The organism is Vibrio sp. 1F263 (genome assembly GCF_041439035.1).
Classification (GTDB): Bacteria; Pseudomonadota; Gammaproteobacteria; order Enterobacterales; family Vibrionaceae; genus Vibrio; species Vibrio tasmaniensis_A.
The window spans coordinates 67428-91453 of the sequence record NZ_JBGONI010000003.1 but is presented as its reverse complement, the minus strand read 5'-3'; the positions used below and the strand labels follow the sequence as shown (position 1 = coordinate 91453).

General features: G+C 43.9%; 18 protein-coding genes. 12 read left to right on the top strand and 6 right to left on the bottom strand.

The annotated features are described in order from the left end of the window. Positions 1-100: 100 nt before the first annotated feature. Together ACED25_RS02900 and ACED25_RS02895 are read left to right on the top strand one after the other, a co-directional pair. On the top strand, positions 101-1288 hold the full coding sequence (locus tag ACED25_RS02900; RefSeq protein WP_371694586.1) for an acyl-homoserine-lactone synthase: 1188 nt from the start codon (positions 101-103) through the stop codon (positions 1286-1288). Next, complete coding sequence (locus tag ACED25_RS02895; protein ID WP_371694585.1) at positions 1285-3942, top strand: response regulator; 2658 nt, start codon at positions 1285-1287, stop codon at positions 3940-3942. Before ACED25_RS02900 ends, ACED25_RS02895 begins: the two co-directional genes overlap by 4 nt. Before the next feature lie 44 nt (positions 3943-3986). Here the strand turns inward: ACED25_RS02895 and ACED25_RS02890 are convergent, their stop codons facing one another. Next, positions 3987-4913, bottom strand: a complete 927-nt coding sequence (locus tag ACED25_RS02890; RefSeq protein WP_009845787.1) for a LysR family transcriptional regulator — start codon at positions 4911-4913, stop codon at positions 3987-3989. A gap of 130 nt (positions 4914-5043) precedes the next feature. On the opposite strand from ACED25_RS02890, the gene ACED25_RS02885 reads away from it, so the two are divergent. The 4 genes from ACED25_RS02885 to ACED25_RS02870 all read left to right on the top strand — a co-directional run bounded on the left by ACED25_RS02885 (position 5044) and on the right by ACED25_RS02870 (position 10058). Further along, positions 5044-5832, top strand: coding sequence for a hypothetical protein (locus ACED25_RS02885; protein ID WP_017091728.1), 789 nt, complete (start codon positions 5044-5046; stop codon positions 5830-5832). A 106-nt stretch (positions 5833-5938) separates the two neighbouring features. Beyond that, entirely contained in the window at positions 5939-7450 is a 1512-nt protein-coding gene (locus ACED25_RS02880) for a DUF1214 domain-containing protein (RefSeq protein WP_371694584.1), read from the top strand. Positions 7451-7659: 209 nt separating this feature from the next. Then, the gene (locus ACED25_RS02875; protein ID WP_371694583.1) at positions 7660-8991 is read left to right on the top strand and encodes an MFS transporter; all 1332 of its coding nucleotides are present in this window, start codon (positions 7660-7662) and stop codon (positions 8989-8991) included. Positions 8992-9176: 185 nt separating this feature from the next. Further along, positions 9177-10058 (top strand): DMT family transporter, encoded by an 882-nt coding sequence (locus ACED25_RS02870; protein WP_065607841.1) that lies wholly within the window; start codon positions 9177-9179, stop codon positions 10056-10058. On the opposite strand, the gene ACED25_RS02865 is transcribed toward ACED25_RS02870, so the two are convergent. Beyond that, positions 10045-11235 (bottom strand): GGDEF domain-containing protein, encoded by a 1191-nt coding sequence (locus tag ACED25_RS02865; RefSeq protein ID WP_371694582.1) that lies wholly within the window; start codon positions 11233-11235, stop codon positions 10045-10047. The genes ACED25_RS02870 and ACED25_RS02865 overlap by 14 nt on opposite strands. Before the next feature lie 303 nt (positions 11236-11538). Between ACED25_RS02865 and ACED25_RS02860 the strand changes: the two genes are divergently transcribed. Both ACED25_RS02860 and ACED25_RS02855 read left to right on the top strand, forming a co-directional pair. Then, positions 11539-12327, top strand: coding sequence for a phytanoyl-CoA dioxygenase family protein (locus ACED25_RS02860; protein ID WP_371694581.1), 789 nt, complete (start codon positions 11539-11541; stop codon positions 12325-12327). Positions 12328-12446: 119 nt separating this feature from the next. Continuing rightward, positions 12447-12788: a hypothetical protein gene (locus tag ACED25_RS02855; protein WP_017081414.1), complete on the top strand. Its 342-nt coding sequence runs from the start codon at positions 12447-12449 to the stop codon at positions 12786-12788. A 146-nt stretch (positions 12789-12934) separates the two neighbouring features. Here the strand turns inward: ACED25_RS02855 and ACED25_RS02850 are convergent, their stop codons facing one another. Both ACED25_RS02850 and ACED25_RS02845 read right to left on the bottom strand, forming a co-directional pair. Further along, entirely contained in the window at positions 12935-14146 is a 1212-nt protein-coding gene (locus tag ACED25_RS02850) for a radical SAM protein (protein WP_371694580.1), read from the bottom strand. Between the two features lie 30 nt (positions 14147-14176). Continuing rightward, positions 14177-14452, bottom strand: coding sequence for a hypothetical protein (locus ACED25_RS02845; protein WP_102568572.1), 276 nt, complete (start codon positions 14450-14452; stop codon positions 14177-14179). 196 nt (positions 14453-14648) lie between these two features. Between ACED25_RS02845 and ACED25_RS02840 the strand changes: the two genes are divergently transcribed. Continuing rightward, a complete protein-coding gene (locus tag ACED25_RS02840) occupies positions 14649-15635 on the top strand; it encodes a zinc-dependent alcohol dehydrogenase family protein (protein ID WP_371694579.1) in 987 nt (328 codons plus the stop codon). Positions 15636-15778: 143 nt separating this feature from the next. Here the strand turns inward: ACED25_RS02840 and ACED25_RS02835 are convergent, their stop codons facing one another. Next, complete coding sequence (locus ACED25_RS02835; RefSeq protein WP_371694578.1) at positions 15779-17959, bottom strand: EAL domain-containing protein; 2181 nt, start codon at positions 17957-17959, stop codon at positions 15779-15781. 18 nt (positions 17960-17977) lie between these two features. Continuing rightward, positions 17978-18838: a phosphate/phosphite/phosphonate ABC transporter substrate-binding protein gene (locus tag ACED25_RS02830; RefSeq protein ID WP_371694577.1), complete on the bottom strand. Its 861-nt coding sequence runs from the start codon at positions 18836-18838 to the stop codon at positions 17978-17980. A gap of 552 nt (positions 18839-19390) precedes the next feature. Between ACED25_RS02830 and ACED25_RS02825 the strand changes: the two genes are divergently transcribed. The 3 genes from ACED25_RS02825 to ACED25_RS02815 are packed head-to-tail and all read left to right on the top strand — an operon-like array spanning position 19391 to position 23779. Further along, the gene (locus tag ACED25_RS02825; RefSeq protein WP_371694576.1) at positions 19391-20107 is read left to right on the top strand and encodes an ABC transporter ATP-binding protein; all 717 of its coding nucleotides are present in this window, start codon (positions 19391-19393) and stop codon (positions 20105-20107) included. A 4-nt stretch (positions 20108-20111) separates the two neighbouring features. Continuing rightward, a complete protein-coding gene (locus ACED25_RS02820) occupies positions 20112-22646 on the top strand; it encodes an ABC transporter permease (protein ID WP_371694575.1) in 2535 nt (844 codons plus the stop codon). After that, on the top strand, positions 22646-23779 hold the full coding sequence (locus tag ACED25_RS02815; RefSeq protein ID WP_371694574.1) for a lipocalin-like domain-containing protein: 1134 nt from the start codon (positions 22646-22648) through the stop codon (positions 23777-23779). The genes ACED25_RS02820 and ACED25_RS02815 overlap by 1 nt, the downstream gene beginning before the upstream one ends. Positions 23780-24026: the final 247 nt, after the last annotated feature.

Here is a 24026-nt window from a genome sequence, read left to right as displayed (position 1 = left end):
TTATAAAGTAACTACTCTCAAACATCAGCCATAGATACATCTCTCATAAACGGGTATAAGTCACATAAAAACAATTGGATAAACTTAGGCGGTTCACTACATGGAATTAATGTCGTCTTTAGGTTCACTGTTGGCTAGCAGCCTGCCTATCGAAAAAAAACAACACGCTCTGGTTGAACTCGTACTCGACACTTATCAACCGCAACAGCGCACGGCTCTTTTCAAAACAGTGGCAGAACATCGTCGAAGCCAAATAGAATTGCTTTTCCCTGAACATCAAACAAAAAGCGACTCAGTAATGTTTGAAGTGATGGACTACCGCGATCTGGTTCAGCGCTATCCAAATACCTTATCCGCAGAAGTTGCTCTCTTAGAGGAAGCGGTAGGACAATGCTATATGCATTGGTTGGACTTTTGGTGTGAATGTGAAATTTCCGCAATCAAAGCAAAATTACCATTGAGCACCCATGCCCCTTATCCTATAGATCTGCCCATTAAAGATAGTGCTTACTATGGTGTAATCATTGACCAAATAGAAAATAGCCCACTCTTAGTACAAACGCCAAGTCGCCCTCAAGGAATACCAATCAACGATGCTATTGCTTTAAGCAACCTTGAGGTTTTTATTAAAGGTGAGAAGTGGTATGAGATGCTGCCTTTACTCCACTTATCACAAACAGGTAAGCACTTTATTCTACTCAAACACCCAACAGATGAAGCCTTTCCAACCCTAGTCTCTTCAGCCCTAATTCAGGACTGGTCAAAAAATGAGACTTGGCTAAGCTACGCCCCCATGTTTAGCAACGACAAATGGAAGTACGGTTTATCCAGACGTGGTTATAAGGGACTGGCAGAGCTACATATTTTTACTCAACCGGCCCTATCAAAGTGTGACTCTATTCCAGAGTTCGATAATAAGTTCCAATTACAATTAGCCGAAATGCAAGCTGTATGTGAAATTCTACGCCTAACCGTGAGTGGAAATATTCAACAAAAAGTCTACTTCCTTTATCTTGCTCAAAAAGAGATGCTTAACTTGTTACATCAAGCGAGCTATAAAATTGGTTTCACCATTATAGATCAACCTTTGATACTCAATTTTTACAAGGCTATCGAACCACAAGCATACTTGCCGCTAGGGTCTTGTGACTTGAACGAAACGAACTTACTGACTTACCGCGGGTTATGGAATATTGAACTGATGTTGAAGGCATTCAATCATGTCAACTTTCGAGACTATAGACGGTGCCTCCGTGAAAATAAACATACAGCGTGGCAAATAATATGAAGACGTTTGATCTTGGGCTAGAGGCGATATTCTTTGCTAAAGCCATCACTCTGCTTGCAACGGTCGCTGTTGTTGTAATGTGGCTGTTCTACTATTGTTATCGCCTTAAACAAAAGAACGAAGCGATAGTGGGGACACACCATGTACCTTACATCGCATATTCCATCTGTATTATTACGTGGATCAGCAGTAATGCCTACTTCCACACTGGCTTGTTGCCAGGACTTGGCACCACAGCAGCCATATTCGCAGCAAAGTTGGCCAACCTCAGCTCTTTCCTTGCTTTTGCCTTTGCGTATTACTTCTCGTGTCAGCTCGCAGCCGAAAACCGCAGTGGTAAAATCCATAGGTGGCAACAAACCATTCTCGCGAGCATGACGGGCTACTCTTTCTATATCAATTTGACCCCAGGGTTAACGGTAGAAGATGTCACCATTACGGCTCCAAGCCAATTCGTGATCGAGTTTGGCCCGCATACACCCTACTTTTTCATTGGGGTTATCAGCTTGATTGCCCTTACACTGACTAATCTAGTGACCATGCGTACCAATAGCAGCAAGCTAACATTAGCCAAAGCCAACTACATGATTACAGGCATCTTGGTATTCATGCTATCTACAGCAACGATTCACATTGGCGTTGCCTATTTCCTACGTGATTTCTCGCTCACTTGGCTCCCCCCAGCGTTGTCGCTCAGTGAGATGTTATTTGTAGGCTATGCTCTGCTGACCTCTCGCTTCTACAGTTTCAAATACCTTACATACATAAGCCTTAATGTGCTGCTGGTGTGTGCAATTTTAGTGATACCTTTTTGTACGGTATTTATTCCCCTAACTGACGGTAACCAATGGCTATTAGCGATACCCATCTGCGCGATTATCGGCATTACATGGAGTCCAATCTACAAACGTGTAAGTCCTTACTCCTCATTGCTTGTCTATAGAAACAAAAAGACACCGGTACAACAGATACTCGCATTAGAAGAAGGCTTTAAGTTGTCGATTGACGATGCCATGCGTCGTTTAGGTCGCCAACTGCAAATCCCAGAAGATAAGCTTCGACTAGTTAACAGTAATTACAACGAAACCTTCTACGAAGATTACCTATCTAGCAAAGAGTCCGTTCTAGTGTTTGATGAGCTTTCTGAAGAGCTAGATGATACTGCGCTCGCTAAACGGCCGCTAAAAGCACTTTATGACAAGATGAGTTCAAACAACACCGCGTTGGTAATGCCACTATTCGGACACAAAAAATCAGTCACACACTTGCTAGTATCATCGCACAAAAGCAACAATCGTATGTTCTCTAATGAAGAAATCTCTGCACTGCAAACCTTGTTAACGCGTGTACAAAGCACCATCGAAGCCGATAGACGAATTCGCCAAAGTCGTGCTCTTGCTAACTCGATCGCTCATGAGATGCGTAACCCACTCGCTCAAGTGCAACTGCATTTTGAGGTGTTAAAGCAGCACATTGATAATCAAGCACCAACTCAACAAATCTTGACTGACATTGAGAATGGCCAAGCAGCGATTCAACGCGGGCGGCAACTGATTGATATCATCTTACGAGAAGTCAGTGACAGCTCGCCTGAGCATGGACCAATCACCATGACATCTATCCACAAGGCCGTGGACCAAGCCGTCAGCCACTATGGCTTTGAGAACGAGAAGATCATTGAGCGAATTCGTTTACCACAACACGCTGATTTTGTGGCAAAACTAAATGAAACTCTATTCAACTTCGTCATTTTCAATCTGATACGCAATGCAATCTATTACTTTGATTCTTACCCAGACAGCCAAATTGAGATCAGCACCAAAACAGGATCTTACGAGAACGTTCTCACATTTCGTGATACCGGCCCCGGCATTGACGAAGCCATTGTTCATAAGGTCTTTGATGACTTTTTCTCTTTCCAAAAAAGCGGTGGTAGCGGCTTAGGACTGGGGTATTGCCAACGAGTGATGCGCTCATTTGGTGGCAGAGTGGAATGCCATTCCAAACTTGGTGAATTTACTGAGTTTCACCTGTACTTCCCTATTGTACCCAATGCTCCAAAAGCGGAGACGCTGCGTACGCCTTATTTCAACGGTTGGAAACACAACCAATCGACGGAAGATAAAGCCGAAGCTGATGTAAAACCAGAGAGCCAAACTCCAAGCGGTGATATAGAACCTGAACCGGCAAGTACGCTAACAGAAAGTAAGCAAACAGAACGCACGCAAGCAGAAAATCAACCAGCATCAAGCCATCTTGCACCGACGGTACTTATTGTTGATGACAAAGAAGTGCAACGCACGCTTGTTCAGATGTACCTGAGCCGACTTGGCGTAAATAGCTTGCAAGCTAAAAACGGGGAAAATGCTGTCGAGCTGTTCAGATCACACAAAGTTGATTTGATCTTAATGGATGTACAAATGCCGATAATGAATGGCTTTGACGCAAGCCAGATCATCAAGGCGCGCTCACCTCAAACACCAATTATTGCTTTGTCTGGTGAATCAGGACAACGTGAGCTAGAAATGATCAGAAAACTGATGGACGGTCGCCTAGAGAAGCCAACCTCTTTGAACGCACTGCAACACCTACTGGACAACTGGCTAGAGAAAGGCTGGGCGCCAAACGCTTCTAAAGAAACAGAAAATGAATAGCTGACTACGGTTAAGTGAATCAATTAAAAAAAAACGATTAGAACTCACTGATGGTTGGCCTCAATCATCGCCGTTTCGATCAAATCCAGTAACCACTTGTATTTGGCAGAATGTTGGTTTTTCTTATGAAGATAGGCAAATACCTCCATTTTCTCTGCATCTTCTTCTAATCCTTCAATCACAATCGAGCGCAATACTCCCTTGTGCTGTTCGATCACCGGAGGCATGCAGGGTGCGATCATATTGGAATGCTTAATCGTTTCTATTAACCCAACAACTGACGTCGTTCGAAGCGCCATATTAATCGATTTACCTTGGCTTAAAACTTCTTCTTCCAATCGCGAGTGTTTGTTTTGATCGAAGTAAGCAAGGTCAACATGCGCAAATGGAAAGGACAACAAATCATCGATCTGTGCTACATCCTCTTTAAAAGGATGGTCGACTCTTACTGCCAATACAAATTTTAGGGTCACGAGAGGCACAGCAATGATCTCGGCGGGCAGGTTTTCAGCTTCAAAGTGAATAACAAAATCAATCTCGTCACTCTTCAGTCTTTCCAGTGAATCTTGGGAGCTAGTATGACTAATCAACCTCGAAAGTGGACTTTCATCTGAGAGTTGATGAAACAGAGAGGGTGTTAACCAAGGCAAAAGGTGCGGGTTCGCCTCTATCTTAAAGTCTTCGCTTAGTTCGGCAGGAGTAAACTGTTTACCCTCTTCTATCGCCGTGACCAACCCGTCCAATAGTGGAAATACACGTCGATACAGTTCATCAGAATAAGGCGTCGGGAGAAACTGCTTATTGGACAAAACAAATAGCTCTTCACCTAACGATTCCTTAAGCTTTTTGACGCTTTGGCTTACCGCTGGTGTCGAGACAAACAGCTTTTCAGCTGCTTTGCGCAAGCTTTTTTCCTGATACACCACCACAAACACTTTCAATAAGTTCAAATCGACATTATTCAGTTTCATACCCAAACCATAAACCACTACTTAACGAATGGTTAAGTTTATATGAATTAACTTAACGATGTCCACTTTGTATAGTTACCTCACCTTCACGCAGTACACGGATGTAGTGAGATAAATTTATGAGGCATCTATGTTATTACAACGTTCAATCCTTTCTCTAACTCCTTTGTTTCTGGTGAGTGTCGCGTTCGCGGAAGAAGCCGAAATTCAAGATATGTCAGATCCGTTAGCCGTCTATACACAAGGTGGCTTCGGTTACACAGACAAAGGCTTAAACCTGAAAATCGGGCAAACCTATGACACTGGTAGCGATACGACCATGGGTATGAATGTCTTCGAAGTCAAAGGCATCGCTGGTGAAGCCATTGGTTGGAATAACCGAGGCGCAGATGACAGTATCGATTCGATTCGTTTCAGAAACTTCGGCGTAGACTTAACCAATGGTCGAGGCACACAAGTCGATATGTCTTGGGATTTCGATAGTAATCAAGGTAGTGCGTCATACAGCTTTATACAGGCTCTTCCACAAATGGGCATGTTTAATTTCTATCCGCTTGCGGGTGTTGGTGTTGCTGCAGGTGAAGAGTTGGTAGAAGGTTCTGGAGGCAACCTCGACGCAGATCAACTTCGCGACCGCTACAACATGCACGGTACCTTTTACGTGGCGGGTATGTACGCAAAAATGCAACTTACCGACAAGATTTGGTTGAACTATAACCCTATGTATTTAGGCACAATGTCTGGTTCATCAACGTTCAAAGATTATGGATTCGAGGGCAGTGATTCTGTACTCGCACATGAGTTTGCTGCGAGCTACCAGATTAACCCAAGGGCGAACGTTCGTTATTTTGCAAACTGGACAGAAAACACCAGTATCGAAGACGGTGATCACCGCATCGAATTTAACTATCAGTTTTAAGCAGTCACTTTCTGCTTGGATGAGCTCTTTCAGTTTGAACCAATGATTTCGGTTCGACGAGCCATTCCCGTTTTGACGAATAATTTTGAGTTTTTGAGGACACATTATGAACATGATATCTAAAGCCTTTGTCGGTAGTTTCACTTGCCCACTACGCTCTGCTGCCATGCTAGTTTCTGTAACAGCCTTGTTTTCAGCCACAGCGATAGCAGGCAACGGTGATGCGACAGAAACGATCCAAACGCGTGCAGGTGACTTTACTTTCGAAACCGACTTTCTTCATGGCATTCCAACACAAGAAAGCTCAGCAAAACTGTTTGAACTGATGGACTATCAACGCGCGTCACAAGCTTACATTTGGTCCGTGCCTTTGGTGTCAAACTACGCATGGAAACAAGCCTATGCCGACATGGGTGCAGAGGATGGTCAAATTACTTATGTTGAGTCTCATGAATCTAAGCTAGGAGGCTTAACTTACAACACCTCTACGCCTTACGCGATTACTTGGTTTAACGTAGAAAAAGAGCCCGTTATTATAGAAATCCCCACAAATGAACTGCGCGGCGCAGTACACACCATGTGGCAAATCGGTATTTCTCAGATGACTGAGCCGGGCGTCTACGTGGTAAAAGCCAAAGGGTCTGAAACACCGAGCAACCTGCCAAAAGGCGCTAAGGTTTTTGAGTCAGACACCAACTATGTTTTCTTGGGTGTTCGCTTAATGGCAGATTCAGACCAACAACGTATGAAAGACTTAGAAGCATTAAAAATTACTGACCTTAACGGCAAGCCACTGAGCGATAACGGCGTGAACTTCCCTGAGCGTGGTGAAGATGCTAAGCACCCACGTGGTATGGCATTTTGGGAAACGTTGAATGAAGCGATCCAAGCCGAACCGGTGGCAGAGCGCGATCGTATGATGTACGACATGTTACGCCCATTAGGTATTGAAAAAGGCAAAGCATTTACTCCATCAGCTCAGCAGCGTGACATCTTAGAACAAGCTGTAATCATGGGTGAAGCTATGGTCAAAAACATCGATTTCAACAAAACCGAACGTCTACCACATGCGGCTTACGGTAAAGAAGGGAATTCGTGGGAAATCGCAACGGCTTCAACACCAAACCAAGACCGTCACTATGGTATGGACCTCGATGGACGTGCAGCTTGGTTTTATGAAGCCGTCACTAACGACATTGCAATGCATGGATTTGAGAACGGCGGTTGGGGACAGATCTACCTAGACAACTACCGTGACGACAATGGCAAAGGGCTAAATGGCAGTAACCACTATACTTTGACGCTAGATGGAGATGTAAATTTCGCCGATTTATTCTGGACCATCACTGTCTACAACGTCGAGAACCGCGCCATCATCGACAACGAAATTGAGCGTGCCGACGTGGGTTCTAACATTGAAGGAACAGTTAAAGATTCGCAAGGCAATTACACCTTCCACTTCTCGCCAACTAAGCCTGCTGGTGTAAATGAAGCGAATTGGGTGCAAACCCGAGAAGATGAAAACTGGTTTGTTTACTTCCGCGCTTACTCACCAAGTAAAGCATTTGTAGCGCAACAGCCAGAAACCTTACTGCCTAACTTTAAGCGTGTGGACTAGCCGCTAAGTCTATGTACTAACGATAAAGTCCATTACGACCCACGATAAAAGAGGAGCCACAGCGCTCCTCTTTTTATTCCATCTAGCCTTCAAAGGCGCTGCGAAATAAACTCAACTAGTTGTTTTTCTGATTCTTGAAACAATTCCATGATTTAAAAGAGTAAAAGGGTTATACATAATGATGTGTTATCTAAATTACTGAAATTATCATGACGCCCAAAGAGATCCTTAAAATTCCCAATGTCCGCTACTTCTTGATGTTTAGAAGCAGCTACTTTGCGCGTTTTTATTACCCTATTTTCACCCTACTCTATTTAGATTACGGGCTAACCCTATCTCAATTCGCGATGCTCAATGTAGTGTGGGCTGCCACCATTGTGCTTGCGGAAGTACCATCAGGCGCGTTCGCCGATACCTTAGGGCGCAAAAAGCTTGTGGTGCTCTCTTCAATTGTGATGTTCATTGAGATCGCCATGATTGCTCTTGTTCCGACTGGAGATGCCAATCTAGTCTTCATTGTGTTTCTGGTTAACCGGATATTAAGTGGCTTAGCGATGGCGTTAGCCAGTGGTGCCGATGAGGCACTGGCATACGACACTTTAAAGGAACAAGGCAATGAAGAGTTGTGGCCGCGAGTGCTGCAAATTCAGCTTCGTGTCGCCTCAACGGTCGGTATCTTTGTCACACTAATTGGCGCGGCGATGTACGACGTGAACTTTATGGCGAACATCTTTCATTTCCTTGGACTATCTGAACCAGAAAGCACTAAAGATCTGATGCGTATTCCTGTGTTCGCCACCCTATTTGTAGCGATGATCGCCATCTATGCCGCGATTAATATGCGCGAAGAGAAAAAGGTGATGCCAAGCGACCAAACCAAATTGGCAACCACCATCTCAAGTCTTAAATTGACGATCGATGCGGGTAAGTGGGTATTTGCTACGCCTTACGTGCTGTTCATCTTGCTCTACTACAGCCTATTCGAACACACCTCACGCATGTTCCTAACCATGAACAGCCAATACTATCTGGCCATTGATATTCCAATTATCTACTTTGGTTTTATTGGTGCGGGTATCAGCTTGCTTAAGATTATATTGGCAGGACAAAGCCGAAGATTAGCAGAGAGTATGGAGGCTAAAACCTTCATTGTAGTTATGGGATTGGCAAGCATGGCGACTTATTACTGGATCAGTTTAGGTTGGTCGATTTACGGAGTCATTCCGGCACTGGTATTAATCTTTATCATCATGACGATGAACATTTTCATCAGCTACCACCTGAATAAAAAAACCGAATCACACAACAGAGCCACGGTTCTCAGCTTTAAAGGGCTGATGTTTAACCTCGGATACGGCCTGATCGGTATCTTGTACGCTTACTACTATAAGTTGGTGTCTCTGGGCTACACCGAACAAGAAATCGAGCAGAACCTTGCCTTCTTGGCCTCACTGTCTTCGTTTTTCTATTACTTCACTCTGTTATTCATTACGATCAGCGCACTGTTCTATTTCAAGAACCGAAAAGAGCCCATTTTTTGAGGCGGCTAGCTATATTGTGTTGAAGTTCAATGAGCTAACTCTTCAAAGGTTAGCTCGCACAAAGTTCTGATTTACCCAAATAGACTACCGCCTGAAAATGGACGCTCAATAAACAAACAAGCCCCTTCTTCTATTGGTTAAATTTGTTAATATAATCATAATTTTATATAACACACGGAAGCGTCATGTCATTTAGTTGGATAGCCTTTACTCTTCTCGCAGCCTTCAGCCAATCTTGGCGCAATGCCTTTCAAAGCAAGTTAAGTGGCACCATGAGTGTTGCTGGTGTGACGCTGGCGCGTTTTATCTGGGCAGGCCCAATCGCCTTAATTTATCTGTGCGCCCTCTATCAATGGAAGCCAGTATCCACACCTGATTTTTCGGGTGAGTTTGTTTTCTACATTATTGCAGCAGCCATTATGCAGATCCTCGCGACGGGTTTAATGGTGATGTTATTTAAGCTCGAAAACTATGCGATAGGAGCAGGCTTAGCCAAGTGTGAAGCCCCCGTATCTGCTGTGCTATCCGTATTGTTTTTTGGTACTGCTTTGACACTAACAGGTTGGGTTGGCGTGCTTATTGGCACGTTAGGCGTACTAATCATGAGTAGTTCTTCTGGTTGGCGAAGCTTGTCTCCGAAAGTGTTTTTGTTAGGTATGGCGTGTAGTACCGCTTTTGCTTTAACGTCTCTTTGGGTACGTGAAGCAAGCTTGAGTATAGGGCTGCCCTTCCCTCATAGCGCTGCATGGGTGCTGTTCCTCGTCATTTCCCTTCAGACAGTGATTATCTGTACGTATCTCTTTTTCAGAGAGCGAGACACGCTGCGCCAGATATTCAAGAAGTCGAAACTAGTCATCATGACAAGCTTAGCGAGTGTTATCGGTTCTTTGGGTTGGTTTAGCGCGATGTCGCTTCAAGCCGTGCCGTACGTAAAGACGCTTGGGCAAGTCGAAGTGATCTTCATGGTGTTGATATCCTATTTCTGGTTGGGGCAAAGCATCGCGCGCAAAGACATTCTTGCGCTCATCTTGCTTTCTATCGCAGCGGTCTTGGTTATGTGGCAATGACGAGCTCGTTAATATGACTAGGACAAATTGAAGTCATATTGCGACCGTTTGTTTTCGCTTGATATAACGCTTTGTCGGCTCGGCTAATAAACCCATTCCAACTCTCATGCGGATGAAGCTGAGCAACACCAAAACTCGATGTCAGAAACATCTCATTTCCTTGCACTGCTGAGATCTCTGAAATAGACAATCGCAGCTTACAAGCAATAGCCTGTGCTTGTAGGAAATTAACATTGGGCAATAAAATCATTATCTCGTCTCCGCCAAAACGAAACGCACTGGCTTTGGGCGATGTTTTTATCGCACTTTGAACCATTTCAGCAAAAGACTTGATCACGAGGTCACCTACAATGTGTCCGTGTTGGTCATTGATCGACTTAAAATTATCAATATCCATCATAATGGCACTGACAGGCGCAGTCTCCGCCTGCTTCATGATAACTGGAACCATCTCATCTAATGCTCTGCGGTTTCCCAGTACCGTTAGAGGATCGCTGTAGGAGAGCTCGTGAATAGAACTAAGCAACCTTGCGTTAATCAGCCAAAGCATTGTAAAGCTCATCGACACAATAAGAACGATGCTCACTAAAAAGGCAAGTTGATGAATGAGAGTGGCCGCCATGAAATCCTGGAGCTCAGCGGAAAATAGTGTCACCACGACTCGAAAAACCATAAACCCGCCATATATCGTAAATGACAAGGCCATCATCCGAATACCTAGAGTCAAGTCATCACGCAGGCCCTTTAATACCGCAAAGGCAGTGCAAAGAGTCACAAAAGCCAGATATAAACTAATGAGGATAATTCGAGCCTTTATGGAAGGCTCATAGAACGTGAAGTAAATAAAACATGGCAAAAGAGCCAACATCATTAGACTACTGAGGTAGGTGCATTTGAGAGAGTATTCTCGAAACAGACATAAGCTATACAAGGCGAGATGAAAACCAAGCGCAATGACCATATTGGCACCAATAACGGTGATCCAATCAGGGAACTCCCCTCTTAGGCTCAACATCAACGGCCCAGTTCCGATAACAAATATTGAAATGGAAAAGATTGAAAGCCCTTTAATTGGCTGTTGAGTGAATTGAAATAACAATAAGCCAATACAGTAAATGAAAGAGAACAAAATAATAATAAAATTAAGTGTTCTCATATCCAGCGAAAAACCATCCATGATTTTCTATCTTCCATACGCAACCAAATTTCAACATGGTTAATAATCATACAAACCACAAAAACATTCACCATATGAATCTTTATATTTTATAAAATAAGGGATGGATCACATATGCAGAGATTCTTGTCGCATGAGTCCATGATCTGAATAGGCATGTAAAACTCGTCCACATATGGCTTCATAGCATCACGGAATCTACAGGCTTCTGCACTCGTTACTTGGTTGAATGGCGACTGTCTGGCATTATGCGCCCAAGAAATCTGTGGTTATTACACAGCAAAGAATGAACGAAGGTAGTCAGTGGTAGAAAACAGCCAACAATTAAGTGACCGTTACGACGAACATGGTTACTTTGTTATCAGAAATTATTTCGATGAAGCTCAAATTGCATCGCTTAGAAAAGTCGTACTGAAATTTCATGAATCATGGAAAGCAGACAACGAAGAATTCTATAAAGAAGAAGCATTTAACTCGTCTTTAATTACGGGAAGCGAGTATTTGCCTGCCGACGATAGAAGTGTACTTTTCGACTTCATCAGCTCGAAACAAGTGATGGATGTGGTTGATGCGGTGATTCCGAACAAACCGGCATTCATGAATACACAGCTGTTCTTCAACCCGGTAAATCCGCAACAAAAAGACTTCTGGCATCGTGACTGTCAATACGACTACGACATTGATGACCAGATGAAAGTCATCATGGAAACCCAAGTATTGCACCTGCGAGTGCCCATTTTTGATGAGCCAGGTATGGAACTTATCCCTGGCACGCACAAACGTTGGGATAACGAAGAAGAGTACAATGTTCGCCAAGAAGAAAACGGCAAAGTGAGCAGCGATGACATCTCTGGTGGTAAGCAGATAGCATTAGCCGCCGGTGACTTATTGGTTTTTTCAGCGGATATGATCCACCGAGGCCGATATGGCTTGGATCGTTTGGCTTTGGATATTTTGATCTTTGATTCGGCGGCAGACTATGTCGACTACGTTGATGATGACTGTTTACCAACACCAGCCATGTTGAGCAATATTACCGATCCAAGATTGTTTATGAACACGCTGCATTTGAAATCGATGCTTTGCTCGTAAGAGATTAAAACAGTTACATCAAAAGTCACATGACTTGAAAATAATAACAAATATATTCACATTTATTTCATAGCGCTCGCAATAAGATAGCTTCATATTCAATATTCGAGATAAGCAATATGAAAAAATTAATTACTAGCATGTCACTACTTACAGCACTTGTTTCGGGTGCTGCTTTAGCCGAAGTGAATGGTGAAGATTTTAACGAATTCCCTAAGCAAGATGCGGCTCACTGTTTTGGTTGGGCGGCAGGCTTAGATAAAGACCAAGATTACGCTAAGTTTATTGTCGAGCTATCGAAAGATCGCACAGTGAGTGTCAAAGAAGATCCTTATATAATGGAAGAGTTCGGCACTGCAATGGGTTATTCAGAAGCGATGTTAGAATTTGCTGGGAAAGAAGCTGCGGATGCTAAATATAAACTAGTCTGCGATCCAATCAAACAAAGCTATGGCTTTTGATCGCGGGGTTTCAACGCTACGTCAAAAACTTGATGCACAGGCTCCACATGGAGCCTTTAAAGTGTACTGACTCAGTCAGGCATTCCGAATAGTAAAACTTATTTATGGGCCTTCGCGATTTTCATTCCATGTATCCAGAACAAATTTTAATTGAACCAGGCAACAACTCGTTCTTTCAAGCTCGCATTCTTTCTCCAAATCCAATACAAGCCTTCCTCTAGCTCTTCAACGCTCATACGACTTGGCTGATAAACCGGATGGCTACCATCGTACTTGGACCAATCTTTAGTAAGAAGTCGTCCTTCTCGCTCTAGCTGACTAAAAGACTCCGAACCGGGAAACGGAATCATGTAGTGCGGGATCACCTTATCAACCTTGATATCTTCGACGAACTTCTGCGTTTGTTTGAAGATAGAAGTGTCATGTTCATCAAAACCGAACAAAAAATCTCCCCATACTTCAATACCATGAGATCTTATCTCAGCGATGTACTCTTTCATTTTAGATGGTTTCACAAAGCCTTTTTTCTGAGCCTTTAAAGCCTCTTCAGATGGCGTTTCTATGCCTAATAATACAGCTTTGAACCCTGACTTCACCGCAGCACTAAGCAATTCGGTGTCACGAGCAATCAAGACTGTCGTTTCCCCATAGAAGCTCATGTTAAGCGGCTCAATGGCTTTAAATAGTGCCAAAGCATATTCACGGTCATGAGTGAGATTGTCGGAGTGTAACTCAACCCACTCAATACCTAATGTCTTGAGATCCGCTAACTCGCTGACGATATTTTCGATTGGCCTTTTCTGGAACTTATCAAAGAACCTTGGCACTAAACAGAAGTTACATTTAAATGGGCAACCTCTTGTCACAACTACTGACCATGTATAATTGTACGCTTCAGGATTGATGATATTTGTTGGGTATGGATTGAGCATACTGAGATCGACAGGCTCGGAGCTTTCATAAATAGGCTGTAGCGAACCAAACTCTGCGTCACGGAGTAACTGAACCCAGTAGTTCTCAACTTCTCCCATCGCCAAACAATCCGCATATACTGCCGCTTCTGAAGGGTTAAACTGAGTATGTAACCCCCCGAGTATGACTGTTTTGCCTTTTTTCTTATATTTAGAAGCTAGCTCATAAGCCCGATAAGCATCTGGAGTCGACATAAATATCACCACCAAATCAGCATCATTATAAAGGTCGGCTTTTTCACCTATGGTCTCATCAACCATATCTAACTTGTACCACTTTGGTGTCGCAGCAGCGGCGGCAAAGATGTTTTGTGGAGGTCCCCCCGTAGAGGCTTTGTATTTTGAGTAATCGCTGCCAGCAGACGCTTTAATTAAATAGATTTTCATAACGTATCCTAATTATTAAATTTTGCTTTGCTACAAAGAGCTAAAAAACTCAAAGACTCTATTGTCCATATAGAAATATACCCCTCCCATCACAAACCAACTGATGATGATTAAGGTAAACAAAACTGGATGTTCTTTTAGCTCAATACGTTCAACAAAGAAGGCTTCTTTTGCGCGAAGATTTTCCCATCCCCAAAACCAGCAAAATAGCCCCCAAATCAGAAGTAGATGAAACTTAAGAGCAAACAAGGCCATGGTCAGAGCCAGCAATGTTTTCCACTTAGACATTATTTCAGGCACGTTCATCTTTCTTAACTCCTAGTTATTAAACTAGGAATCATTGTAGATAGGTGTTGGTCAACTTTTGGTTAACTAATTTCAATTTGAACAATCGATTGCCAACAACATCGATGTTGAGCAATATTACCGACCCAAGATTGTTAATGAACACGCTACACTTAAAATCAATGCAGTACTCATAATCCATAAAGGTGCCCGAACTATGACTGACACTAAGCAAAATACCCGAATTAGCCAGTTCCGTTTCGGTCAGCCAAAAGAATCTCTTAAGTTAGAACATGTCGCTTTAGGGGCACTAGACAAAGATAAAGTTCGCGTACAAATTGAAGCGACTAACATCAACCCTAGTGATCTGTTGTCGATTTATGGTGTGGGCCAATACAAACATAGCCATCAGCCGCCGAGAGTGCCGGGATTTGAAGCGGTAGGAAGGGTTGTAGAATCCAGCAGTGCTGAGTTTTCAGTGAATCAGCGCGTGCTTGTGGCAAGCAGTGGAACATGGCAGAACTATGTCGATGTATCACCAGATGACCTGTTCCAAATTCCTCAGCATTTAGACAATGGCTACGCCTGTCAGTTGTACATTAATGCGCTAACCGCATGGGTGTTGACGACAGAAGTGGCTAAGCTGACCCAAGAAGATGTGTTGATCATCAACGCAGGCAGCTCTGCCATCGGTAAGATCTTCTCGCAATTATCAGTATCACTCGGCTTCAAAATCATTGTCGTTACATCACAGCCGACACAATACCCAAGCACTTCCAGTTGGGTGTTAGATACGAACGCTGATTTGGCTTCTCAAATTAAGGCGTTAGGCTTGCCTATGCCAACCGTTGCCTTGGATGCGATTGGCGGATCACCCGGAACCAACCTTATTCACACCCTTGGCAACAAAGGGCGCTTTATCAACTATGGGACGCTGTCGTTGGATTTTTACGAGCCACGCTTCTTCGAATACGCAAAAAGCCAAGCTATCGATTTCAGCACCTTTTTCTTACGCTATTGGGAAGAAGCCGAAGGTAAAGATGTTCGCCGTGATAAGTTCACGACTATGCTAGATCACTTCATCACAAACGGTATTCAGCTCGACGTTGACCGCTACCTGCCATTCGATGAAGTGCAAACCGCGATTGATCTCATTGAATCGAAAACCACACGCTTGAACGGCAAGATCATCTTACTTCCTTAGTACATCGTTGATCGCGATAACTTGCGCTCGTGTTAGGTAACCCTCCTAACACTGCGTTAAACGGGGGAGTTTGGAATGTATACTAGTCCATGAAGACATTAATACACTGTTATTGGTCGGTATAGACTCTGAATAAGGCGTAATTACTTCAGATAAATAACGTTTGTATCTTTCGGTTTGCTCAACCCAGTTTCAAGTTTTTTCGACAGCGTTTCCGCACTCATAGGTTTGGCTAAGAGATAACCTTGTCCGTAGTCACAGTCCGATTGCGCTAAGAAGCTTGACTGGACAGTTGTTTCAATTCCTTCAGCAACGACCTTAATACCTAGCTGGTGAGCCATTGAAACAACTGCCGCACATAGAGCGCGGTCATTCATATCGCACTCAAGATCATTGACAAAGCTTCGGTCAATTTTCAAACCATCAATGTTGAACTCTCGTAAGAACCCTAGTGAAGAGTATCCGGTGCCAAAATCATCTAACCAGACTTTGATCCCCATACTCCTAAGGTCGTCCAACGTTTTCTTTGCGCTTACCTTATCAAACATTAGGGCCGTTTCGGTTACTTCTATATGTAACCTTGTCACTTCAACTTGATGTTTTTGTGTTTGATATTGGAATGTTCGGAGTGCTTTATCGCCATAGAGCTGCTTTGGAGACAGGTTTATCGCAACATAAAATTCGGGAGGAAGGTGATGTCTAAAATCCCACTCCTGAATATCTTTGCAGGCTTGCATTACTATCCAATCACCAAGTGTATGAATAATATCCGTGGCTTCAGCAATAGGAATGAACTCAATTGGAGAAATATTGCCTTTTGTAGGGTGATGCCAACGTATAAGGGCTTCAACTCCAACGACATGCCCTGTTTTCAGGTCAAACTTTGGTTGATATAAAAGCCTAAACTGAGAAAAATCATCTATCGCAGATCTAAGTTCCTTTTCGATGACTCCTCTTGCGAGTATCTTCTGTTCGATTTCTTGGTTGAAGAAACAGTACCTACCTTTACCATTCTCTTTGGCGCTGTACATTGCCATGTCCGCACTTTTCACCAAGTCTTCAGAGGTATTTCCCGAGTCTGGATATAAAGCAACGCCAACACTCGCTCCAACCACTACCGATTCACCTACGGAATTGAGGTAAATCGGCTGTTTTAGTGAGTGCACAATATCAGAGGCAAACTTAGATACTGTATCCTGTGTCTTAACTCCTGATAAGCGAAGTAAAAACTCATCCCCCCCAACTCTTGCAATCATGCATTGAGGCTCTTCCTTTGTAGTCATTTGCCCAATTTTTTTTAGCGAGTTAGTTAATGTCTGAGCCACTTCACTTAACAGCTCATCTCCAGCTTGATGTCCAAGGTTGTCATTGACACGTTTAAACTCGTCCAAATCGATAAAGAAAACCGCAAACACCTCTTTTGACTGTTTGCATCGATGAATACATAGTTCAAGACATTTAATAAACTGAGAGCGATTCGGTAACTTAGTCAGTGGGTCGTTGTAAGCTAAAAACTCTACTTCCTCATTCCGTTGCTTGAGGCTTGAATCCATCCTATCAAACGCCTGAGCAAGCTCTCCGAGTTCATCACTGCGCTGAATGTTGTTTGGTACTTGGAAAATCCCTTTACTGATGCGTTTCGAATGTTGTAGGAGTTGATTAATCGGACGAATCATCGTCTTAGCTAATAACATGGAAAAGAGTAAGCTCACCAAACACATGAACATTGTCAAGATTATGCTCAACACCGCGCTATAGCTTCTACTTGACTCAGTAATATCCTTGATAATGGTGTTATTTTTCTCGATATCGTCTTTCACAGCCTTTAAGGAGTAGCTCATCACTATGCCACCTAACCGAGTCTTATTCATCGTGATTGGCCGCGCAACAATCAGTGCTGATGAATTGATTTCTGTGTAAGCTTCTTGCTTATTCAAGACATTTTCTTGCACCCTTGGCATATCCAAGTTGGAGCCATAACCGAGTACTACATCTTCTCCTGTACGAACTATCAGACCATTAGCATCAAAAACCTTTATGAATATGACATCTTTATTTTCAAAGGCAGGCTCTAAAATGGAGTTAATATTATCGATATCATAAAAATACATCGGATCAAAAAGTGCATCTGAGAGGTACTCAACCGTTTGTTCTGCTTGACTCTGAGCTTGGGAAGTAAAGTTCTCTGCAATATTCGTTGCCGTTTCTTCCAGAATTTCATCACTATAGTATGAAGATATCAGCCACTGAGACAAGGAAAGGCAGCCCATAGTCAAAACGACCATAAGCATGTTTCCGAGAACCAATTTACCTTTTAACTTCATAAGCAATAACTTCTCTAGTTAACGGGAGATGTATTCATCAACCAGTCGTTTTTGCGCTTCCGCCCAAGAAATGCTTTCTACAATCTCTGGTGTGATAGCATCAAACTTTTTCGTCTTCTTATAGGCTTTCAAAGCCAGTTTACCTTCCTCACTTTCATGAGCCGCAAGCAATACTAAGAGCATGTTTTGCTTAAGTTCGGAGGAGAGATCAGGGCGTATTAGTACTAGTGAGCGGGGAATCGCTTGAGAAGTATGGATTACCTGTAACTGTTGTTTTACCTGCTCGGGAATTTCTTTCTCCCAATCGAGATTACTAAATGCAGCTGACGCAACAATATTACGATGAACCCAGCTCATCATGTTAGATTCTCCTCCAGACTTTGAATATTCATCGGAGAAAAAATAACCCACCTTGTCTTTCGGTGGATATTCTCTAGGGGAGCTTAGCTCATAGAGCTTATATCCTTGCCCAAGCAGTATCGCCGCAGGGACAAGAAATGCACTAGTAGAACCGACATCCTCAAAGACAACCGTTTTGCCTCGCAGGTCACCTAGGGAGTCGACCCCGTTATTGCGTTTGGAAAAGAAGATTGAATGGTATTCCGCCACACCGCTTTTCCATCGTCTTGCTAAAAGTTCAGCACCCGAATATTGCATTAATTCCTGTGCTGCAAACACCGTTTCAGAAACCAGATCTACCTGACCGCTTTTTATCCAACGAGCCATTTGACGAGAGTCGCGGGCGACAACAACTTGGCCTGTTTTGATATCATCGTTAGATAGATTTTCAGCTAAGTAATCAGCAAAAGGCTGAGCACGTTTGAATGCTTTTTTTGGGTTAGAGCTAATAACCCCTATGATTATTGTTTCTTCACGCAAAGTGCTTTTCGTGTCTGCACTAGCGGATACAGTGAAAAGCGAACAAACGATTACTGCTAGCAGTATAACGAACTGTTTACAAATGGACTGACAACTAAACATGCACGCACCAAAATGTGATATTTATCCCAATATTAAAACTATAATATTCGAAAATCATAGAATCTGCCATCTTGTATTAGCGATTAGTGGTGTAAGTACACAATCGCGAATAAATTAATCTCATTACGTTAACAACAAGTTGTTATTGCGTCTTCTTACGTGAAAATTTAGAGCAAATAGTCTTTACTCTAAGTATCATAAACGTGGTCACGAACCATCTAACAACAAATTCGAAAACATCTTTGATGGCTTAAACATTCCCACCAACATCTGTATTCTCCCTCGCACTGATCTATTTCCCTCTTATCGAAGTACAAGTTATTAATAATTCGATATAAATCGCTCTATTGTTTGAGATTATTGTCTACAGTTTTATAGAGCTTGTCGCTTCGGTAATAGCCACAAGTAACGACACCTTTTGATGGTTAGTTTTGGTTATAAGGAAAGGAAATGGAAAGCCCTATTGTCACACTCACACATGCCAGCAAAAGCTTTGTTGATGGTAAAGACACTCATAGCGTGTTGGACAATGTCGATTTCGCTTTGGCGACAGGGGCAAGCGTGGCTTTGACAGGGGCGAGTGGCAGTGGGAAAAGTACTCTGCTGAATATCATTGCGGGGTTTGAACCTCTATCCGGTGGCGAACTATCTGGTGGAGAATTGTGGCTCGATGGCGAGAACACATCAGATTGGAAAGATCCACAGTGGAGCCGATTCCGCCATCAAAAACTAGGCGTTATCTTTCAACAGTTCAACTTATTAACGCCACTCAACGTAAAACAAAACATCGCGTTTCCTCTCCATTTAAATCAACAAGAATGGAGCGACTGGTGCGATTATTTAGTTGATGTATTGGGCATCAGCGAGCTACTAGAAAGACACGTATCCGCACTTTCTGGCGGTCAGCAACAACGGGTGGCAATAGCGCGTGCTTTAGCTCACAAACCCAAGCTACTGCTTGCCGATGAACCCACAGGCAACCTCGACCACAAAGCAGGCATTGAGGTAATGAAGTTACTGAGTGAAATCACCACCCAAGGCAACACTGCAGTGCTTTTGGTTACGCACAGCCCAGAATGCGCCAGCTTTATGCAGACAAAATTGGTGTTAGATAATGGTTGTTTAAGGAACGCGAAGCTAACCCAAGAGCGGCAGCGTTGTGAGTAATCCAATGAAACAAACTGGTTTCGCTCAGAACCAGCTCACCCATACCAAACTAACTCTGAACCTATTCGCGGCACACTATCGCCAATCACCATTGCAAGCCGCAGCGATTCTGATCGGCATTGTGCTAGCGGTCACCTTGTTTGTCGCGGTGCAAGCCATTAACCTCAATGCCAAGCGCAGTTATGCAGAATCGACCGAGCAACTTAGCGCTCAAGCTCTGAACCTTATCATTCCACCAGCAGGGCAAAACTATTTGCCGGAATCGCTCTACTTCAGCTTAAGACAGAGTGGATTAAGCGCTGCGCTACCTGTAATTGAAGGGCGAGTAAGAGACGAACAAGGCCGACGCTGGTCAGTTCAAGGAAGTGAGTTGATCGCCGCCCTCACTTCAAGAGCTCGCCACTCTCGCGTCGACGAAAAAAGCAATACTCAAGCCAAAGAACCAAACATTTCCCTGTTCGACAATGCCTTACCTTTGCCGCAACTCTTGGCGGGTGAACCCATTGTGATGATGAGCCAATCACAACACCAGAGCTTGGGAGAAGTAGACGCACTCACTTTGGATGAAGTGCTCACTCAAGTGGTAGTGCTACCAGATGAATGGCAGCTAGGTAGCCGAATGTTGATGGATATTGGGTTCGCTCAGCAACTGCTTAACAAGCAAGGGCAACTGAGCTACATCGCTATTTTTGACACTAAGAGCGACACGAACAGCAATGCTCAGGATAAATGGCAAAGCCTTATTGGCGAGCAAGGGCAATGGATATCCAACAACCAAAGCACGGATCTCGGTTCAATTACCGATAGCTTTCACCTCAATCTCACCGCCATGAGTTTGTTGGCGTTTTTAGTTGGCCTGTTCATCGCTTACAACGGTGTGAAGTACAGTTTGCTGAAACGTAATCGGCTGTTGGTGCAAATTCAACAAGCCGGCATTGCGCCAAGCATCGTATTTTCAGCTCTGTTAGTCGAGCTGACTCTGTTAGTCACAGTGGGCGCGTCGCTTGGTTTCATTCTCGGCATTCAACTCAGCCATTGGCTACATCCAACCGTCGCGATAACGCTTGAGCAACTTTATGGTGCGACACTGCTTCCCGGCACATGGCAGTGGCAATGGTTAGTGCAGGCACTGCTACTCACGCTGGCCGCAACGCTTGTCGCCTGTTGGCAGCACTTTAAACAGCGGGTGCGACAACCCCTCTCTTCCCATGGCGGTTTCTATCAAGCACCGGAAGTGTCTAACGAAAATCAGCTGTTTGTTATCGGGGCGGTATTAACCATTGTCGCGTTAGCAGGGTTATGGCTGAGCGAACATCATCGCTTCACCATGGCATGGCTCGGTGTGTTAGTGGTGTCGATTCCTTTGTATTTGCCCAAAACACTCAGCGTGCTAGCGAACTGGAGCGAAAAACGCACCCAATCGGGGTTAATACAATATCTGTTCGCTGAGCTGCGTGAACTTATCTCCCCTCTCTCCCTCGCCATGATGGCGTTGCTTCTCGCTGTCACCGCCAATATCGGAATGAATACCTTAGTCGGCAGCTTTGAATCCACGTTAAAGCAATGGCTTGAACAGCGCTTACATGCCGATATTTACGTTAGCCCTGCCCAAGGTGAAATCGCGAATGCGGAACGTGCGTTAGAGCAGTTTGAAAGTGTTGAAACCGTTTATAAGCAATACTATGTCGACGATAACTTACAGGGCTTGCCGACTTTGCTCGGTACCAAAGACAGAGACACACTTGAGCAAACCATGGTATTTCAATCCCACCTTGATGATTTCTGGACGCGCTTTTACCAAGGTGAATTCGTAGCGATCAGCGAACCTACGGCAGTGAAGCTCGGCTTGTCCCTTGGAAGCCGACTCAAGCTCGACTCGATCCAAGACAAAACACTCATCGTCGGGGCGATTTTCCATGATTACGGCTCACCGAATGGTGAAGTGTTACTTTCACCTAGTTTATGGCTCGAAAGCGGATTTACTGACTTACCCACCAGCTTGGGAATCAAAGTCTCTGGCGACCCACAAGTGGTGTACGAACAGCTACGCCAACAACTCAATCTGCACCCAAGTCAGCTTTACGATCAAGCGCAGATCAAATCGATCGCTTTAGATATCTTCTCACAAACCTTTGCTATCACTCGGGCGCTTAATGGCGTCACTTTAATGGTGGCGGTGATAGGGTTGTTCTGCGCCTGTTTCATGTTGCTCGATGCACGCAAAGCCGCCATTGCAAGGTTGTATGCACTCGGTGTTAGTCAGCGAAAATTGATGGCGATGGTGGTCGGGCAAATCGTTGTTTTGGTCACCTTCACTCTGGTTATCGCTTTACCACTCGGCTCCATGGTCGGTTATGTGTTAACGGACATCGTCACCCTGCGCGCCTTTGGTTGGAGCTTAAATTACGTATGGAATTGGAGTGACGCACTCAGCATCGCAACCATCACCATTCTTGTGGCTGTGTTTGCGACCTTGATTCCACTGTGGCGTTTGGTCAGTAAACCCGTGGTATCCAGTTTGCAAAGTGAGGTGTTGTGATGAATCGATCAATGAGAGTTTTCGTTCTCACACTTGGCATCTTGCTCCTTTTAGGGTGTGAGGACTCAACTCAACCATCAGCTCAAAATATGGGTTCGATACTTGGCGCAGAAACACAAACCGAGAATGAAACGGCAATCGATCAAGCGCAATTTTCTCCGGTAGTAAAAGGTATCGAGATCACCTTCCCTGCCGACCATCAAGCACACCCTAATTTTCGTCATGAATGGTGGTACTTAACCGCAAACTTAATTGATGAAGACGGCAATGCGTTAGGCGTGCAGTGGACACAATTCCGCTTCGCGGCTGCACCACTGGAAAGTGGCAATAGCACTAAGGAAACTACGTGGCAAAGTCAGCAAATCTACATGGCACACAGCGCAGTCACCACTAAAGATAAGCACTACGCCGATGAAAAATGGTCACGTGACCAAGCAGAACTGGCAGGCGTCGATTCTTCACCATTTCGTGTCTATCTTGATGACTGGCAATGGAACTCATCAAGCAATGACCTATTCCCCGCAACCTTGAACGCTAATTCAGATCAGTTTGGCTACTCGCTTAAGTTAACCAGCAACGCGCCATATCAAAAGCAAGGTGAACAAGGCTACAGCACTAAAAGTGGCGATGGCAAAGTGGCTTCCTATTACTACAGCCAACCATTCATTAATGTATCAGGCGAAGTAACCATTGATGGCATCACGCATCAGGTGTCTGGTAAAGGTTGGATAGACAGAGAATGGAGCTCTCAGTTTTTACTCGACTCACAACAAGGCTGGGATTGGTTTGCGCTAACGCTGAGTGATGAAACCAGTTTGGTGGTATTTCAACTTCGAAACTCAACAACAGGCAAAGCCAGTTATTCCCATGCAAGGCTGATGAAACAAAATGGCTCTGGCATCGCGATTAAGCAGCAAGACATCCGCTTAACCGCTATCAAGCAAACAGAAATCGACGGACGCGATTATCCAACAGAATGGCAAGTTTCGATTCCAACTCAACAAATCGAACTGACCGTCTCGGCACTCAATCCAGAAGCAAAAATGCCACTGTCTGTACCCTATTGGGAAGGGCCAATCGTTATTGAAGGAACACACTCTGGTACGGGCTATATGGAGTTGACTGGGTACTAAGCATACCGGCACGAACACCATTACGATCCAAAGCTTTTGCTATACCGAAAATTTTACTACCGTGGATATAACTTTGTAGATCTCGACTTAATTCATTGTTTTGTCGAGGGAAAACGTGAAACCCATCGCAATACAACCCCTATTTCAAATACAACGATGTTTAAAGAGTAATACCCTAAGAACCTTCGCTAAGGCAAAGTCATATATTTCGGGAATATTGTTATTGTACTAATGGACAATTACTTTT